Source organism: Amycolatopsis sp. QT-25 (assembly GCF_029369745.1).
Classification (GTDB): domain Bacteria; phylum Actinomycetota; class Actinomycetes; order Mycobacteriales; family Pseudonocardiaceae; genus Amycolatopsis.
This window is the reverse complement of the sequence record NZ_CP120210.1, coordinates 7,502,618-7,518,965: the sequence shown is the minus strand read 5'-3', so window position 1 is coordinate 7,518,965 and position 16,348 is coordinate 7,502,618. Positions and strand designations below refer to the sequence as shown.

Below are 16,348 nucleotides of genomic sequence, written 5' to 3'. Positions count from 1 at the left end.
ACATCCGACCGTGGGAACTGGGGCTGTTGACGGTCTCGCAGTTCCACGCGGCATGTGCCTACATCGACCAAATCATTGAGGCACAACAAAAAACTACATAGCGCAGAGGGGGTGTCATGGCCTCCGATACGTCCCTGCTGTTCGACATCCTCGGCCGTGACGGCGTGTCGAGTGTGTTCCGGGAGATCCGGCGGGAGGCACTCGTCACGGCGGGGGTGATGCGCTCGGCGGGTGAGTACACCGCGGGCATGGCGCAGAGCAACGCGCAGAGCATCCTCGGACTCACTCAGACGTTCGTGAAATTCGGGGCGGTCGCCTCGGCGAGTGCGCTGGTGGCCGGTGGTGCGCTCGCCGCGGTACCGCTCGCGTTCGCCGGTCTCGGCGCCCTGGTGCTCAAGGAAAACGCCGTGGTCGCGCAGGCGTTCAGCTCGCTGGGCTCGCACGTCAAACAGCAGCTGACCAGCCTCGCGGCCCCGTTGGTTCCGTACTTCGCGGAGATCGCCGGGCAGCTGCGAGGGACGTTCGACGAACTGGCGCCGTCGATCGGACAGGCGTTCTCGGCGGTCGGCCCCTACCTGACCACCCTCACCGACGGCATCACCGGTTTCGCGTCGCAGGCCATGCCGGGGCTGCTGACCGCGATCACCTCGGCCGGACCGGTGTTCGACGGACTGGCAAACTTCCTGACCTCACTCGGCGCGGGTGTCGGTCAGTTCGCGGCGAATCTGGCTCCTGCCGCCTCCGCGGTCGGACAGGCGTTCTCGGCGCTCGGCCCCGCGCTCGGCGACATCCTCGCCACGGTCGGTTCCGTCCTCGCGACCCTCGCCCAAGCAGGAGGCCCGATCCTTGAGGCGCTGCTGCCCGTGATCGTGTCCCTCGTGGACGGGCTAGCGGGCGCGCTGATCCCGGTCATTCAGCAGCTCGGCCCCGTCTTTGTCCAGGTCGCTACGGCCCTCGGCCCGCTCGCCGACGCGCTGGTCGGGGTGTTCGAGGCAGCCGGACCGGCCGTGACCGAGATCTTTACGCAGCTCGGCGGGCTGCTCACCGGATCGCTGATCCCGGCGCTGACGCAAGTACTGCAGGCCGTCACGCCGTTGGTGCCCGCGTTCTTGTCGCTGCTGGCGCCGATCCTGCCGTTGGTGCCTGCCATCGCCGAGATCGCCGCGCAGTTCGCTAGCGCGCTCGCGCCGATCCTGGTCCAGCTGGTGCCGATCGTCTCGCAGATCATGACCCTGATCTCGCAGTTCGCGGCCGACACCCTGCGGCAGCTCGCCGCCGCCATCATGCCGGTCCTGCCGGTTCTCGGTCAGCTCGCGTCCACCCTCGGCACAGCGATTCTCCAAATCCTGCAAGCGATATCGCCCGTGCTCGGCGCGCTCATCGGCGCCTTTGTGCAGCTGCTACCACCGCTGGTGCAGCTGCTACCGCCGATCGCCGAACTGGTCCTCGCGCTCACGCCGATCATCACCCTGGTCGCCGAACTCGCCGCGTTCCTGATCAATCTCCTGGCGCCCGCGCTGACGTTCCTGCTCGGGCACATCGTGCAATTCCACGCGTTCAGCCTGCAACTGCTCGGCGCCGTCGTGAAATTCGTCGTCGATGTTTTCGGCGGTGCCTGGGAATTCGTCAAGGGGCTGACCTCCCGCGCCATCGACGGGATCGCCGCGGCCATCTCCTGGTTCGGTTCCTTGCCGGGCAAGATCTCCGGGTGGTTCGGCGAGGTCACCCGCTGGATCCGCATCCGATGGGATGAAGCGGTCAGCTTTGTGGCCAGCATCCCCGGACGAATCGTCGGCGCGCTCGGCGATCTCGGCGGACTGCTGGTCGGTGCCGGACGTGCGATCCTCGACGGTTTCCTGCGGGGTCTCAAGAACGCGTGGGGCGCCGTGACCGATTTCGTGGGCGGCATCGCGTCGTGGATTGCCGCGCACAAGGGCCCATTGTCGTATGACCGGACGATTCTGCAGCCCGCCGGTGAGGCGATCATGCGCGGCTTTCACGAATCCCTGGTCGAGAACTTCGGTCTCGTGCAGGGGTTCGTGCGCACGATCGGCCCGTCGATCGCCGCCAGTGCGGGCGGTCTCGGCGGGACGCTCGGCGCCGGGTACGGCGCGGCCGGTGGCGGCCCGCCCGGCGCGACCGCGGCCGCCGGCGGATCCGGCGGCCGGTCGCTGGTCCACATCGAGAACTACCACCCGCCCGCGAACGCCTCGCCCGGCGAGGTCGCGGCCGATCTCGACTGGTTTTCCAAGAGCGGGGGTTACTGATGGCGGGCGAGCTGGTGACCCTCGACGGTCAGCTCGAGTGGCGCGGCACCCTGCTCGGCAGCGACACCGTGTTCGGCACCACCCGGATAGCGGGTGTGTGGGACCTGCCGGGGCAGCGCGGCGGAAACACCGCGCTGCCCGGCTACCACGGCAGCTACCTCGGTCAGCTGCTCTCCACCGACCGCGAGGTCGTGTGGGAATGGATCTACCGCGGCGACCATCCCGGACTACCGGCCGCGCTGGACACCCTGCGCCGGATCACCGCACCGGGCGAGAACCCCGGCAACGAACCGTTGGTGATCCAGCTCGACGGGCTACCCGTGCTCGTGAACGCCCGCGTCAAGCGCCGGTCGACCCCGACTGACCTCAAGTACGCCAACGTCGGCTACGTCGCCGGTGCGGTCTCCTGGGAGGCCAACGACCCGCGGCTCTACAGCGTGGCCGAGAAGACGGTCTCCACGCGGCTCGCGGTGCCTGCCGGTGGCGGGCTCGACTTCGGATTCGGCGGGCTCGACTTCGGCGGGGGCGGGCTCGACTTCGGTCCCGGCACCACCGGCGGGCAGGCCATCGCCACCAACGGCGGGCACGTGCCCACGTGGCCGGTGCTCGAGATCGACGGCCCGGTGCCCGGACCACAGATCATCTACGGCGGCCGCATCCTGATGTTCGATCCCGCGTGGACCGTCCTCGACGGGCAAACACTGCGGATCGACACCGCGCCCGGATCCCGCACCGTCGAGATCAACGGCGTGAGCGTGCGGCAACGGCTGTTCGTCGCGCAGTGGACACCGCTCGAACCCGGCGAGCCGACCCGGATCCAGTTCACCGGCGGCGTCTACGACCCGGCCGCCGAACTTCGCGCCACCTGGCACGACGCCTACCAGTAAAAGCAGTCCGATGACGTGAGCAGTCTTCTTAAGAGATACGAGAAAGTGATCCATTGGCTTCTCGTCGCCACCGGTACTCACCATCGGAAAATTCTACCGACAACGAAAGTTCGGTCCACTTTAGTAAAGTGGTCCTCAAATGCTCAACTTTTTCGGACCAATCCTGCCACTCGCTACTGATTTCGTCGGGCTCAGTTTCCTGAGGACGTAACTCTTTCAGTCTTTCTGCAGCTATTTCAGTGACGAAATCGCGCATTGAGTTGCTGGCCGACTGGATTTCCGTTACCTCCTTGGTGGGCGCAAGAGTATTGCGCGTGATCTTGAGCGTCTGATTTCCAAAATGAATGAGCACCTCGACGGCGAACATAGGCAGAGGTCCGGCGTTGTGGTAATGAATTTGGTGACGCCAACTGTGGACATACCCGAAATTAGGATATCTATCCTCTATCCAGACGCCGAACTTAGATGCCAGCTCCCGTTGATTTGTTTCCTCCAGTCTTCTTAGTTGTTCGGACTGGTTGCGGTTCGTTGCAATAGTTGCGTTGGCTGCCACGCCTGCGGCGAGTAACGCAAAGGTGGCAACGATGGCGCTTGCTCCAGATGCCCAAGCGGAGAACCAATCCGCTTTCTTTTCTTGCAGGACGCCCCATGTCACAACAGTGGCGACGACAAGCACGAGAACGCCCGCACCCACGAGTGCGGCGCGCTTCCACCTTTGATCCATGAGCCAACTATCCCCGCTCGACCCCAGAGCGTTACGAGAACGGAGGTTCCGCCGTGGCTGAGCGTGATAGCTGGGCGACCATGAACGGCGCTACCCGCGTGGTCGACGCCGAGGATTCCCGCGTGGCGTTCGGTGCGCTACTGCAGCCCGGCGCGACCGCGACCGCGAAAAGCGTCGGGATCATCAACGCCGCCGGAACTCCGGGACTGGTCGCCGCGACCGCGCCGACCCCGGACGTCAACGTCAAGGTGTCCGCGTTCCAGGCCGCTATCCCGGCCACCCGCGGCATGGGCCCGTACATCGCGACGCTCGACGCCGACAAGACCCTCAACGTGCTGGGCACCGACCCGGCCGACCCGTCCAACGCCAGGCGCGACCTGATCATCGCCCGGCAGACCGACACCTACTACGCCGACGGCTCCACCGCGTACACCGTGATGCGGGTCAAGGGCACCGCGGCCGGTAGCCCGGTCGACCCCGACCCCACTCAAGGCGGGCTGTATCCGGACTATCTGTTGTTGGCGCGGATCCGGATCGGCGCCGGGGCGACCACGATCACCGGCGCGATCATCGACGACCTGCGCCCGGCGCGCGTCGTCGCACTCGGCGGTGTCGTCCCGGTCGCGAACGTGACCGAACGCGCCGCACTGCCGGCGGTTCCGGGGCTCACGATCTACCGCCGCGACAAGGGATGGACCGAGGTCTACAACGGGACCACCGGCACGTGGCAGTGCCAGGGCACCGTGACCACCGGGTCGCTCGCCGACATCACCCACCCGTTCGCCGGGCAACTGGCGATCCTCACCACCGACAACGTCCTGTACCGGTGGACCGGGTCCGCGTGGAACGCCACGATCAGTCTCGTCAACGCCGCGGCCCCGCGCGGTGTGATCGCCTACGGCACGTTCACCGGTGCGGGCAGCATCACGACGGCGAACCTGATCCAGTCCGAGACCGCGACCGGCACCGTAGTGAACGGTCGCCGGTACAAGGTCACGCACGTGCGCAGCGAGGCGGGCGCCTCGAACATCCTCAACGTGCAGTACCGGTACAAGGCGGGCGGCACGATCGACCTTGCGGGCTCGACGCAACTGCAGCTGCACACCGACGCGCCACCCGGTTCCTTCCGGACCGTGACCCGCGAGTCGTACTGGATCGCGACCTTTACCGGGCAAGTCACGTTCGGAGTCTCGTCGTTCGTCAACTCCGGCACCGGCAGCGTGGACTCGGTCCGGGTCCGTGAACTGCTCATCGAGGACATCGGTATCTGATGGCCGCGCCGCTCTACACCTACATGGTGCACGACCTGCTGACCAACGCCCCGCTCGCCGAACTCCCCTTGTCCGGTGTGGAGTATTCCAAGCGGCTCAACGACTCCGGGGCGGCGCGCGGGGCATTCTCCGTCGAGTCACGGACGAACCCGTTCCGGAAGGTGCGCGACCCGTACGACCTCACGATGCCCGGCCGCCGGTGCCTGTACGTCTACCGCGACGACAAGGTGATGTGGGGCGGGATCATCTGGACCCGCCGATACAACTCGACCTCGCGCACGGTCGAGATCGGGTGCGGCGACTGGTGGACGTACTTCGATCACCGCAAGGTGGTGCCGCTGCTGAGTTTTCCGGTGGCGCCCGCCTACGACATCGCCGAACTGCGGCTGACGTTCAGCGGCGATCAGAACGACATCGCCCGCGGACTGGTCGCCTCGGCACAAGTACACACCGGCGGCGATCTCGGCATCGTCGGCGACACGTCGCTGTCGCTGATCGACCGAACCCGCCAGTACGCCGGATACGAACTGCCGTGGGTGGGGGAGGCGCTGCGGCAGCTCGCCGCGGTCGAGGGCGGCGCCGACATGATGTTCGACTCCGGCGGGCCCGACACCAACGGCAGGCCCACAAGGCTTTTCCGGCAGGGAACACCGTGGCTCGGACAGCAAGGATCGCCGTGGGTGTGGGAGTTCGGCGCCAACTTGGTTGACTACACGTGGCCATCGGATGCGACCCGCTACGCCTCCCGCGGCTACGCCACCGGCGAGGGATCCGACGACGGAACCCTGATCGCCGTCGCCGAGGACACCAGCCGCTACGCCGGCGGTTTCCCCCTCATCGAATCGGAGACCGCCTACACCACCGTGTCGAACGTCGACACGCTGCAGCAGCACGCCGATGCCGACCTGTTCGCCTCGCGTCTGCCGGTGGTCCTGCCGCAACTGGAGGTGCGCGGCGACCGGTCACCGATCGTCGGCGAATGGGGACTCGGCGACGACGCGCACGTGATCATCGAGGACGATTTCGTGCCCACCGGGATCGACACCAGCCTGCGGATCATCGGCATGTCCATCTCGCCCGGCGAGGACAAGGAAACCGTGCGGCTCACCTGCGGCCCGCTGCTCGACGACGTCGCCTGACACCGAAGGGAAACACTGTGGGGCAGCTCAATCAGCCGTCGAACCTGGTCGACCGGGTATCCAAGCTCGAGCGCGCGCTCGAGGCGTTCCGCAAACTGTCCGGCCTCACCTCGGCGATCATCCGCCGAGGCGGCATCACTTTGCTCGACGACAGTTTTCTCAAGGTAGTCGACGACCAGGGAACGCAGATCCTCTATATCGGGCCGAACAGCGACGGCAAACAGGTGTTCAACCTGAACCGTGAGAACGGATCCGTTGTCCTGCAATCAAATTTCTTCGCGGGTCAGCCGTTCTTCGCGATGAGAGACCAGAACAACGTGATCTTGTTTTCCGACAACGCCGCAGGTTCCGGCGGGATGGCGCGCCCGTGGCTGCCCATCCCGATGTATGCCAGGTTCGTGACCCACCAAGAGGACGTGGCCGACCCCGGTCTCGGCTACACCTACAACGACATGTGGCTAGACAACAGCCAAATCGCCACGGAAAAGATCCTGTGGCGAGGCGAAGCGTCCGTGTTGCACAAGTACGTGCAGATCACCGGAGTGTGGGGGCGCGCGGCGGGAACAACACATATTCCGCGCTATCGGCTCAAGTTCAACAACACCACCGTCGGGACGTGGACGCAAACCGGCTACTCCGGGAACACGCAGGGTCCATTCGACATCTCGGCATTCCTTGATCAGAACGACGTCACCGTGGATCTGACGTGCTCCCTCGATACCGGTGGCGCGGGTGCCACGTTCTGTCAAGTCGAGAGTGTCTACATGCGACAGTGACATGATCTACGGGTCGAGGGGGTGCGGTGTCCGTTGCTGCTGAAGCGATCCCGCCGGGATTGCCGTGGTGGGTCTATGCCGCGACAAGCCTGGTTACCTTGCTGGTCGCTTACGTCGCCGCGAAAAGTCCCGTGTGGGTCGAGAAGGCCAAAGGCCGGATCGGGAAAGCGCCCGATCCACCGCCGACCGTGGAAAAGACCTCGGCCGGTGAATCCATCCTGCGTGAGTGGCGCGACGCCACCCAAGCCGACTTGGACGAGGCCGAACAGAAGAACGACCTACTACTGGGGCGGATCGATCAACTGCAGGAGCGGATTAGGCAACTCGAGGCGGAGCTGCACCGCCGGGGCTGGGACGGGAGGTTGGCGCCATGACGCGTCAGGAGCGTGACGACAAGCTCGCCGAGGGTTTGGCGCTTGTGCGTGAAGGCGCGGACGAGTCCGCCGCCGTCACCGCGCGGCGTGAGGTGTGGCGCCACTCTTGGCCGCGGCTGGCCGTGGCGGTAGCGCTGCTGTCGCTGGTGGTCTCCGCCGGTGCGGTGTGGGCCCTGACGGGGCTGTACGACTACCAGGCGAGCACGGATGCGGCGGTGTCGGTTCTGCGCACGCAGGCCAACGAAGCGAAGTCCGCCGGCGACCGCGCCAATGCCGAACTCCGTGCGCGCGGGCAGGCGACCGTCGCGATCCCGCAACCAGGGCAGGCCCCGGACACGGACGTGATCGTCGGAGCCGCCACCGCGCGGGTGTTGGCGTCACTGCCCGATACCCGTCCGAGCGCGGCTGACCTCGGTGGTGCGATCGCCCGGTATTTCGCGGCAAACCCGCTGAGTCCGCCGGGCCCGACGCCGCTGCAGATCTCCACCGCGGTCGCTGGATATCTGGCCACCAGCCCGCCCCCCGCCGGTCCGCGAGGCGAGACCGGGCAGCCAGGCCAACCGGGGAAAGCCGGTGAGCCCGGTTCGCCGGGGGCGAAGGGCGAGAAAGGGGATCCGGGCGACCCCGGCCGCCCACCCACCGCCGAGGAGATTCACTCCGCGTTCGCCGCCTACCTGCGCGACAACCCGGACGCGCTGTGTCCGCGCGGCGGAACGTTTGCGCAACTGGCCGTGTCCACCGGCGGTGGTGGCACGGCGGACGTCTTCACCTGCGTCGTGACCACCTATCCGAGCACCCCGCCGCCCGGCACGACCCCGTCGCTCCCCTCGATTTCCAGAAAGTGAGGACCTGTGGCTAAACCCTGGTATCCCGCCTACGGGCTCGACATCCTGCTCGGTCAGGTCGACGCCATCGCGCCGAACCGCTCACGCGCGTCCGACGGATCGATCGGCGACGCTGACCACTCGGCCCGACTCTCGGACCACAACCCGAACGACTACCGCAACAGCGCCGGGCGGTATCAGGTGTGCGCGCGGGACTTCACCCACGATCCCGGCGACCTTGACGGGCAGTGGCTCGTCGACCGGCTCACCACGCACGCCGACCCGCGGCTCAAGTACGTGATCTGGAACCGGCGCATCTGGACACCCGGCAGCGGATGGAGGCCCTACAACGGACAGAACCCGCACACCTCGCACGTGCACGTGTCCGTCGTCGCCGGATCCCGCGCCGACTCCACCGTGTTGTGGAACCTCGGCGCCGCCGGCGCCCCGAACCCGCCCACACCACCCCGGCCCACCGGCCGCATTCTGATGACGGAGGACAACATGGCAACCCTTCCCGCTGCGATGGGCGAGACCGAGGAAGTTCTCGCCGTCCCGCCGAACGCTGACGTGAGTCTCATCCTCGCGTCAAAGTCCGTGATCCACGGCGGTCACATTTACAACTGGAGCGCCGTTCCTGGTCAGGGCACCGGCGGTGACCCGGTTCGGTGGCGTACCGAGATCAAGGAAGGCGAGGTGATCCCGATTCCGCGCGGCACGACCAAGGTCCACCTGCGGTACTCGTGTGCCTCGCCCGTGTCGGTGTTCATTCAGGCGATCGCGTGACCGCGCAGCACGGCGGCCCGGTCGACGAACCCGGTCTCGGCGCCCGGCTCGCCGCGACCGCCCGCCGGTTCTGGAAACTCATCGGCGCCGTCGCCGGTGGCGCTACCGGGGTCGGGGTCGCGTCCATCCTCGACGCCGTCGGGGTCGACGTCGGCCCGCAAGGCGCGGCCGGTATCGCCCTGGTCCTCGCCGCCATCGGAACGTGGCGGGCACCGCGGAACACGACCGACCTCGCCGAGTGGCTCGGCGACCTGCAGGCCCACGTCGCCGCCCAAGGCGACGAGCCAGGCCGGCCGCAGAACGTCCTCGACGACCCGCCCCCGCCACGCCCCTGATACACCCTCGGCCGCCCCCCGTGCCCGCCCCGACGGGCACGGGGGGCGGCCACTCTTCCGTGTCCGGTGGCTGACCTCGTCGATCGACCGCAGACGACGGGCCCGCACCTGGCAATCAGGTACGGGCCCGGTCCGTCGCGGAGTCTCGCTAGTCCTTCTCGGCCGCCTTCTTCTTCTCTGCCTCAGCCTCTTCGGCCCACTTCTTCAAGTTCGCCGCGACGATGATCTTTTCGAGGTTCTCCTCTTCCAACGCCTTCTTGAGGTTCGCCTTCGCCTGTTCTGCCCGGTCAGCCACATGCATCCTTTCGTTCCTTCGGTGGGGGTTGCCGGGGGCGGGGCACTTGCCGCCCCGCCCCCGGCGCCCGCCGCCGAATCACATGCCTGGGAAGTGGCGACGGGCAGTTGCCGGCCCGGTGATACCAGGCCCCCGCCGTCAGGAACACGGCCAACGACGGGGCGTTAGGTGCCCGGTCAGCCCATAGCCCTTGGGGAGGGAGACTGACCGGGCGGCCCGACGTCGCTCGAGGGTTTGCGCGACGCCGGGAGTTTCTTCAGGTGGTGGTCAAGCCGGTGAGGACATCTCGCCGCGGCCCGCCACCGGTCGAGCAAGGACCACACGGCCGCCGTGTATTCGCACGTCGCCGTCGTCGAGGGCGCGGTACAGGTAGCCGCGATCCTCGAATTCCGGCGCGTTGATCCCACCCTTGCTGACGAGGATCTCGGCGGACCCGGCGCCGGCGCCCAACCCCAGAACCCACACACGCCCCGCGCCGACCTCGGCGAGGAAGTGTTCGAAGCTGCCCACCTCGACCGCGGTCACGGCGGGTTGCCTTCCTGCGCTGCAGGGTCGGTCAGGGTGTCGCCGGGATCGATCAGCCTGCCGTCGAGTTCGTGCGCCCGGTACATCAACGACGCACCTACCCGAGCAAGGTCGGTACCGACTTGGCGAAGCGCCGCGGCATACTCCGCCTCGTCCGGCTGCGTCACGAGCAGGGCGATAGTCACATCCCCAATCTCCGCGTTGACGTGCGCCAACCCGGCGAGCAGCTTTAGGTCACGCTCGTGCACGACGCGCCTCCCGTGCGCGGTGCCGCGCGTCCATGTGCGCCAACCGCTGCAGGTGCTCGCAGTCCTCGCAGCTGCCCACCACGGCACGGTGCCGCGCGTCGAGGCGCATACGGCCGACCTCGCCACGCTCGTGACCGACAGGCCACGGCCGCCGCCGCTCGCACCACGCAACCACAGTCGTTGCCCATTCGTCCGCGAGTCGTGCAGTCAGGTACAGGTGCGACGTTCCGGCGAACTGCCGCCACTCGTACTCATCCGCGACACACGGGACCTCCACCGAGTGCTGCGTCGGGACGCGACGTCGCCGACCGACCAGCCCGCGCCGCGTCGCCAAGGAATGCCTCACCACAGCGGCTCACCACCGTGGCGCGCGTCCTCGGCCGCCTGCTGCAGTGCAGTCACCAGGCCCTCGACGAGCATCTCGTCGACGACCAGCCCGCACACCCCGACCAGCAGCGCGGGCGACAGGCCCGACGACGGGGTCTCAACCACACCGGTCAAGATGTCGACACGCTGCCCGGTCAGGCCGACACCGGCCAACTCCCGAAGATGCCGCCGCCCCTTCATGGCGGGCTGCGTGCTGACGCTCACCGGTCGTTCCGCTCGAGGCGATCCGCCGCGTTGCGGGCAGCGTCAAGGTGTCCGACCAACACGTCGCGCTGGTCGGACTTGAGGAGCAGCGTTGGCCCGTCGTTCAGTGCGAGAGCCACCCGGAAATGGTCGGAGTGATCCCGCACGACACCGACCGTGATCACGGCAGGTCGTCCGTTGACGTCCTTAATCTGCTGCGGCCGCTCGATTCGCCATCCCCGTGTAGTCACGGCGGAGAAACTAAGAGTGAATGGCGCCCGTTTGTGTCCCGCTGGGACACAAACGGTCTACTTCACCCGGTTGGGGCAAGCCCCATACGCCAGGCCAAACCTCGCAGATTTCGGCCGGTCGCGTCTCGATGCGCCGTGGGCAGAGCGTGCGATACCGCCGCGCGCACGAACTGGTTGCGGTACACCTGCGACGGCGCTAGCGACTCGGCTCGCAGCAACGCGTCGACTCCCGCATCTCGATGCTTACGGGACTCCATCAGACCCCGTCCGAAGTCTGTCCAGAACGCCGACGCCCGCGCGGCCGAGATGGTCTCCGGGCGTACCGTCGCCGCGATCTCAGCGACACGAGGGCCATACCCTAGCTCGACGCCGATCGACACATGGAAGATGCCGGCATTCGTTCGGCCAAACTGCATGATCCCTGCAGGCCACGGCGACACGTCCGGCTCGATTCGCTCAGCGAGCGCAGCAGCTTCCGACAGATGAGTCTCGGCGAGATCGCCCTTACCCTGGGCGGCCGCGGCCAGAGCGGCGGTGAGGTTCGACATTCCTCGCGTCTCCAACCGATCCGGCGGTGCCGCATCAGCAGCCGACACGGCGAGTGCGTACTGTCGCGGCCGGTCTGTGGACGAGATGAAATGTGCTCGACCCCAAGCCGCGACCGACTGCCACACCTGATCGTCGAGGAGATCGGCTACCTGTTTCATACGCTCCGCGGCCATCGACGGCATACTCGGCACCCGAAGCCGCGCGGAGATAGAGCCCGCGACGTGGTACGCGGTCAGCAGCGGCGCGAGAGCCTGGCGGCCGACCACCGGGTCGGCCGCGATCGCGAGCAGATCACGGATCAGCGGTGCCAGCTTCGCGACTTGGGTTGGATAGTCACCAGCGCCAGACTTTCCCGAACGATTCCGCGAGGCGTGAAATTCCATCAGTCCGGATAGAACCTCGGGCAACGGTCGACCGGGAGCGTCCGGAACCTCGCCAACCCACCAGCCACTAAGAAGGTCGCCTAGCGTGTTCGCGGCATCGTACGAATCGACTGTCGCACGTCCTGCTTTCTCGGGAACGCCGGTGAATTCGCCGGGGTCTACCCGCAACGCTAGGGCCAGTGCCTCCAGCGTTTGCCGGTTGTTCACCGGTTTCTCGCCACGCTCTACCTTGGCCACAAAGCCATAGGAGAGCCCGGCAAGATCAGCAGTCGTGCGGACACTAAGGTCACGCCATTTTCGAATCTCTCGGACTCGGGCGCCAAACCGCCGGAGTTCGTCAGACTGGCCGTCAAATCTGGTCGAGTCGGACATGCTGCATCCCTCATTCGCGGAGTCGACCCCTTCGCGTGCCCCCGGTGATCAGCCGGGGGCTTCCCTCCGCGAAGAGGTACAACACCACGATACTGCACAAGTATCGTGACAGAGAGTCGCGATATCTCACCGCAGCTGCTTCGGTCGCTTCCCTGTGACCTGCTGGTCGGAGTACTCGACGCGCGTCGCGGTCGCTCGGACCGAGATCGGGCGCGCGAACTCGACATCGACATAGACCCGGCCGAGGGTCGACCGGCCGCGGTTCGGGTAGAACCGGCTGACCTCGCGGACGTCGAACACCTCTCGCAGCAACTCTGCGGCCGCCTCGGTCTCGTGCGTGGTGCCCTCGATACGAATTTTCATAGCGTCCTCCAAGGAACAGACTCGATTAGATGCCGTACTGCCACGCGGTGAGCGAGTACGCCGAGTACCAGCAGCCGAACAGGACGAACGCCCCGGCCACGGCTACTGCCGTCGAGGGGCGACGTTTCGCCAGGCCGACGGCGATGGGCAGCAGTAGCACGAACGCGGGCAGCAAGAAACGTCCCCGCATTTGAGGGAATCCGGCGGTACCGATCGCGAGGACGGCGACGCCGATCCCGTACGCGACCAGCGGCCACGGCAATCGCTGCGCGATCATGACCACGCCGAGGACCACCGCAGCGACCGTCACGGCCAACACGAGCGTCTCGAACCGGCTGCCTTCCTGGGTGAGCAGCTGCACCGTGTACTCGGCCGCTTCACGACCCCAGTCCCACCGAACACCCCACCCGCGTAGTTCGATGTCCTGCCACCCGGTCAGGCTGCCCGTGCGCGCCGCGACGAATCCCCAGTAGCCGGCCAATCCCAACGGCGCGATCGCCGCCCATCCAAGCAGCCGCCACCGGCCGCGGCCGCGACCGCGCACGGCATCGAGTACCGCGGCGACCACGACGACGGCGACCAGAACGGCCGCGGTCGACCGGGTCAGCCCGGCGAACATCGTGCATACCGCGGCCATGCCGAACCGGCGCTCGAGGACCCCGACCAACGCCCACGCGGCGAGCGCGACGAATAGGCTTTCCGTGTACACCATCGACTGCGTGATCGACATCGGCGCGCCCGCCCACATCACGACGAGCACCAGGCCCACGCGCTGCCCACCGACCCGTTCGCCGATGCGCTGCAGGCCGCACGCGGCGACGACGCCGGCGACCGTCGACACGATCAGCCCGGCTGCCAACAACGGCACGCCAAGCTCGCCGAGCACCCGCATGGCGCCGGGGTATAGCGGGAAGAAACCCATTGGCGCGGCAGGGAAAAACTCGCCCGCCGCGTCGAGCGGTCCGGGCACGCCGGTGTAGTTGTTCTCGGCAATCTGCAGGTACCACCAGCCATCCCACGCGCTCAACCGCTCGAGCAGCGGCAGGTCGCGCGGCGCCGCCATCACGGCGAGCATCGCCACGCCGAGGACCCGCACGACGAGATAGGCCGCGACGGCGTGCACGTACGGCGCCCGCGTGAACCGGGCGACCGGCGGGTCGGTGACGACAGCCAAGGCCGGCCGAATATGCGGCCGGTAGAGGTCGAACGCGAGCATTTTTGCCCCAGATCTGCCCCAGAATCGGGGCTCCGGTGCTGGTCAGCGCGGTTCTGTACCCACCACAACTACGTCGCCGAAGAGACCTACGACGGCGTCGACCTGCTGGTGACCCGCAAGGGCGCGATCCGCGCGGGTTCGGGTGACCTCGGGATCATCCCGGGCAGCATGGGCACCGGTTCGTACATCGTGCGCGGCCTCGGGAACGCGTCGTCCTTCCAGTCCGCGTCGCACGGCGCGGGCCGCCGGATGTCGCGGAACAAGGCCAAGAAGCTGTTCACCACCGAAGACCTCGCCGCGCAGACCGCCGGGGTGGAATGCCGCAAGGACTCGGGTGTGGTGGACGAGATCCCGGCCGCGTACAAGGACATCGAAACGGTGATCAAGGCGCAGACCGACCTCGTCGAGGTGGTCGCGCACCTGAAGCAGGTCATCTGCGTCAAGGGGTGAAGCGGGGTGGTGTGCCGGAGGAACCCGGCACACCACCCATGTTCCTCGCTACCCCGGACCCCGTCCGCCGCCGCCCTCAACGGACAAACTTCGCCTGGCTGGCTACATTGAAGTCATGAAGAGGTGGGGATTCGCGGCGCTCCTGGCGGCCGCCGGACTCGCGTTGGCGGGCTGCAGCGAGGTCACGAACGCGGTCGATCAGACGAACAAGGCCGCGACGAAGGTCGGCGCGTGCGCCGAGGCGCTCAGCCTCGTCGACCTCAACCCGGACCCGGCGACCATCAAGGAGCGGGCCGCGGACAAGGAGAAGCGCCTGCGTGAGCTGGCGAACAGCGTCGGCGAGCAGAACGTGGCGGGTGCGCTCACCGGCATGGCCGACTCGTACCTGCAGGTCCAGAAGGAGAACATCCAGGACGCGGGCAAGATCGCGGACTGGACCAAGCGCAACATCGACCGGGTCGACGCCCTCCGCAAGGTCTGCGCCTGACCTCACTCCCGCAACCAGGTGCCGAATTGCGTCAGGAGGAAGTGAGCGCGGGCACCCGGGCGGGGGTGCGGGAGCGGCGCCAGAACAAGCCGACCGAAGCGATCGCCAGCGCGCCCAGCGCCGCGGCCGCGAAACCCCAGCCGGGGCCGGATCGGTCGATCACGAACCCGATGATCGGGCTCCCGATCGCCAGCCCGATCCGGCTGGCCGCGTCCAGCAGGCCCATCGCCTCGCCGCGCACCCGCGGCGGCGCCGCCGCGCTGACCGTCTCCGTGCTCGCCGCGAGCGTCGGCGCGCACAGCACGTTGCTCGGGAACAGCACGATCGCCAGCAGCCACCACGGCTCGGTGATCAGCCCGACCGGCAGGGTGAGCACCGCGAGCAGCAGCATCAGCGTGCCCTGCGAGAGCGACCTCCGGACCGCGCCGTGGATCGCGCCGCCGAGCACCGACGCCACGCACATCAGCGTGATCAGCAGCCCGGACCAGCCGATGTCGCCGCTCGCGCGCAGCGTCGCCAAGGCGGCGAGTTCCATGCCGATCAGGCAGAACAGCGCGCCGGCGGCGATGAACATCGCCATCACGAGCCGTCCGGTGAGCCAGCTCCGCACGGTCGGCCGCTCCCCGGTGTGCACCTCGGTGTCGGCTTCGGCGCGGATCGGCGGGTTCTGCCGGTAGATCAGCGTCGCCGAAATCACGAAGCAGATCCCGATGCCGGTGAGGGCGTAGACTGCGGGCAGCTGCGTGATCGCCATGATCCCCGCCGCCGGTCCGATCATGAACGACGCTTCCACCAGGATCGTGTCCAGTGAGTAGGCCGCCCGCCGTTGCTCCAGCGGCACGAGCGCGGTGAGCACCAGCCGCGCGAGCGTTCCGGCGGGCACCGACAGCACCCCCGCGGGGAGCGCGACCGCCAGCAGCGCCTGATACGGCAGATACGGGGCGCTGATCCAGAAGGCCGACGAGGCCAGCCCGCAGATCGCGACCACCGGCCGCAGCCCGTAGCGGTCGATGTACCGGCCGACGAGCGGTGCCCCGATCGCGCTGCCGAGCGTGGTGGCGGCACCGACCAGCCCGGCCGCGCCGTAGCCGCGGCCGAGGTCGTCGACCACATACAGCGTCATCGTCACGCCCATGGCCGTCATCGGGAGCCTGGCCAGGAACATCAACAGCATCGAGCTGGGAACTCCGGGCACGGCTAACACGCGACGGTACGGAGCGAGGGCCATACGTCCGATGAGAACGTAACTTAGTGAG

Annotated in this window: 20 protein-coding genes and 1 pseudogene; 11 read left to right on the top strand and 10 right to left on the bottom strand. The window is 67.5% G+C overall.

The features are described 5' to 3' along the window. Nucleotides 1–116: 116 nt before the first annotated feature. Together P3102_RS35280 and P3102_RS35275 are read left to right on the top strand one after the other, a co-directional pair. Complete coding sequence (locus P3102_RS35280; protein WP_276364984.1) at nucleotides 117–2,267, top strand: tape measure protein; 2,151 nt, start codon at nucleotides 117–119, stop codon at nucleotides 2,265–2,267. Further along, the gene (locus P3102_RS35275) at nucleotides 2,267–3,154 is read left to right on the top strand and encodes a hypothetical protein (protein ID WP_276364983.1); all 888 of its coding nucleotides are present in this window, start codon (nucleotides 2,267–2,269) and stop codon (nucleotides 3,152–3,154) included. The genes P3102_RS35280 and P3102_RS35275 overlap by 1 nt, the downstream gene beginning before the upstream one ends. A 28-nt stretch (nucleotides 3,155–3,182) precedes the next feature. Here the strand turns inward: P3102_RS35275 and P3102_RS35270 are convergent, their stop codons facing one another. After that, nucleotides 3,183–3,878 (bottom strand): hypothetical protein, encoded by a 696-nt coding sequence (locus P3102_RS35270; RefSeq protein WP_276364982.1) that lies wholly within the window; start codon nucleotides 3,876–3,878, stop codon nucleotides 3,183–3,185. 53 nt (nucleotides 3,879–3,931) lie between these two features. Between P3102_RS35270 and P3102_RS35265 the strand changes: the two genes are divergently transcribed. Genes P3102_RS35265 through P3102_RS35235 form a run of 7 tightly spaced genes read left to right on the top strand, consistent with a single transcriptional unit; the run spans nucleotide 3,932 to nucleotide 9,383 of the window. After that, nucleotides 3,932–5,149 (top strand): hypothetical protein, encoded by a 1,218-nt coding sequence (locus P3102_RS35265; RefSeq protein WP_276364981.1) that lies wholly within the window; start codon nucleotides 3,932–3,934, stop codon nucleotides 5,147–5,149. After that, nucleotides 5,149–6,288, top strand: a complete 1,140-nt coding sequence (locus P3102_RS35260; RefSeq protein ID WP_276364980.1) for a hypothetical protein — start codon at nucleotides 5,149–5,151, stop codon at nucleotides 6,286–6,288. The genes P3102_RS35265 and P3102_RS35260 overlap by 1 nt, the downstream gene beginning before the upstream one ends. A 17-nt stretch (nucleotides 6,289–6,305) precedes the next feature. Next, nucleotides 6,306–7,064, top strand: a complete 759-nt coding sequence (locus P3102_RS35255; RefSeq protein WP_276364979.1) for a hypothetical protein — start codon at nucleotides 6,306–6,308, stop codon at nucleotides 7,062–7,064. 26 nt (nucleotides 7,065–7,090) lie between these two features. Then, nucleotides 7,091–7,438: a hypothetical protein gene (locus P3102_RS35250; protein ID WP_276364978.1), complete on the top strand. Its 348-nt coding sequence runs from the start codon at nucleotides 7,091–7,093 to the stop codon at nucleotides 7,436–7,438. Further along, complete coding sequence (locus P3102_RS35245) at nucleotides 7,435–8,283, top strand: collagen-like protein (RefSeq protein ID WP_276364977.1); 849 nt, start codon at nucleotides 7,435–7,437, stop codon at nucleotides 8,281–8,283. The genes P3102_RS35250 and P3102_RS35245 overlap by 4 nt, the downstream gene beginning before the upstream one ends. 6 nt (nucleotides 8,284–8,289) lie before the next feature. Continuing rightward, entirely contained in the window at nucleotides 8,290–9,048 is a 759-nt protein-coding gene (locus P3102_RS35240) for a hypothetical protein (protein WP_276364976.1), read from the top strand. Further along, nucleotides 9,045–9,383: a hypothetical protein gene (locus P3102_RS35235; protein WP_276364975.1), complete on the top strand. Its 339-nt coding sequence runs from the start codon at nucleotides 9,045–9,047 to the stop codon at nucleotides 9,381–9,383. Before P3102_RS35240 ends, P3102_RS35235 begins: the two co-directional genes overlap by 4 nt. A 148-nt stretch (nucleotides 9,384–9,531) precedes the next feature. Here the strand turns inward: P3102_RS35235 and P3102_RS35230 are convergent, their stop codons facing one another. From P3102_RS35230 to P3102_RS35195, 8 genes are all read right to left on the bottom strand, one after another. Next, nucleotides 9,532–9,678, bottom strand: a complete 147-nt coding sequence (locus P3102_RS35230; RefSeq protein WP_276364974.1) for a hypothetical protein — start codon at nucleotides 9,676–9,678, stop codon at nucleotides 9,532–9,534. A 267-nt stretch (nucleotides 9,679–9,945) separates the two neighbouring features. Then, on the bottom strand, nucleotides 9,946–10,203 hold the full coding sequence (locus P3102_RS35225) for a hypothetical protein (protein ID WP_276364973.1): 258 nt from the start codon (nucleotides 10,201–10,203) through the stop codon (nucleotides 9,946–9,948). Beyond that, complete coding sequence (locus P3102_RS35220; RefSeq protein ID WP_276364972.1) at nucleotides 10,200–10,451, bottom strand: hypothetical protein; 252 nt, start codon at nucleotides 10,449–10,451, stop codon at nucleotides 10,200–10,202. The genes P3102_RS35225 and P3102_RS35220 overlap by 4 nt, the downstream gene beginning before the upstream one ends. 342 nt (nucleotides 10,452–10,793) lie before the next feature. Further along, nucleotides 10,794–11,042 (bottom strand): hypothetical protein, encoded by a 249-nt coding sequence (locus P3102_RS35215; protein ID WP_276364971.1) that lies wholly within the window; start codon nucleotides 11,040–11,042, stop codon nucleotides 10,794–10,796. After that, the gene (locus P3102_RS35210) at nucleotides 11,039–11,206 is read right to left on the bottom strand and encodes a hypothetical protein (protein ID WP_276364970.1); all 168 of its coding nucleotides are present in this window, start codon (nucleotides 11,204–11,206) and stop codon (nucleotides 11,039–11,041) included. Before P3102_RS35210 ends, P3102_RS35215 begins: the two co-directional genes overlap by 4 nt. A gap of 128 nt (nucleotides 11,207–11,334) precedes the next feature. After that, on the bottom strand, nucleotides 11,335–12,576 hold the full coding sequence (locus tag P3102_RS35205; protein WP_276364969.1) for a helix-turn-helix transcriptional regulator: 1,242 nt from the start codon (nucleotides 12,574–12,576) through the stop codon (nucleotides 11,335–11,337). A gap of 126 nt (nucleotides 12,577–12,702) precedes the next feature. After that, nucleotides 12,703–12,939, bottom strand: a complete 237-nt coding sequence (locus tag P3102_RS35200; RefSeq protein ID WP_276364968.1) for a hypothetical protein — start codon at nucleotides 12,937–12,939, stop codon at nucleotides 12,703–12,705. Between the two features lie 25 nt (nucleotides 12,940–12,964). Next, nucleotides 12,965–14,155 (bottom strand): hypothetical protein, encoded by a 1,191-nt coding sequence (locus tag P3102_RS35195; protein WP_276364967.1) that lies wholly within the window; start codon nucleotides 14,153–14,155, stop codon nucleotides 12,965–12,967. 60 nt (nucleotides 14,156–14,215) lie between these two features. Between P3102_RS35195 and P3102_RS35190 the strand changes: the two are divergent. Then, a pseudogene (locus P3102_RS35190) lies at nucleotides 14,216–14,605 on the top strand (RtcB family protein); the annotation flags it as partial. A 115-nt stretch (nucleotides 14,606–14,720) separates the two neighbouring features. Beyond that, nucleotides 14,721–15,092 carry a hypothetical protein gene (locus tag P3102_RS35185; protein ID WP_276364966.1) on the top strand — a complete coding sequence of 124 codons (372 nt, stop codon included), beginning with the start codon at nucleotides 14,721–14,723 and terminating at the stop codon, nucleotides 15,090–15,092. A gap of 31 nt (nucleotides 15,093–15,123) precedes the next feature. Here the strand turns inward: P3102_RS35185 and P3102_RS35180 are convergent, their stop codons facing one another. Further along, entirely contained in the window at nucleotides 15,124–16,266 is a 1,143-nt protein-coding gene (locus tag P3102_RS35180; protein WP_276364965.1) for an MFS transporter, read from the bottom strand. Nucleotides 16,267–16,348 lie beyond the last annotated feature (82 nt).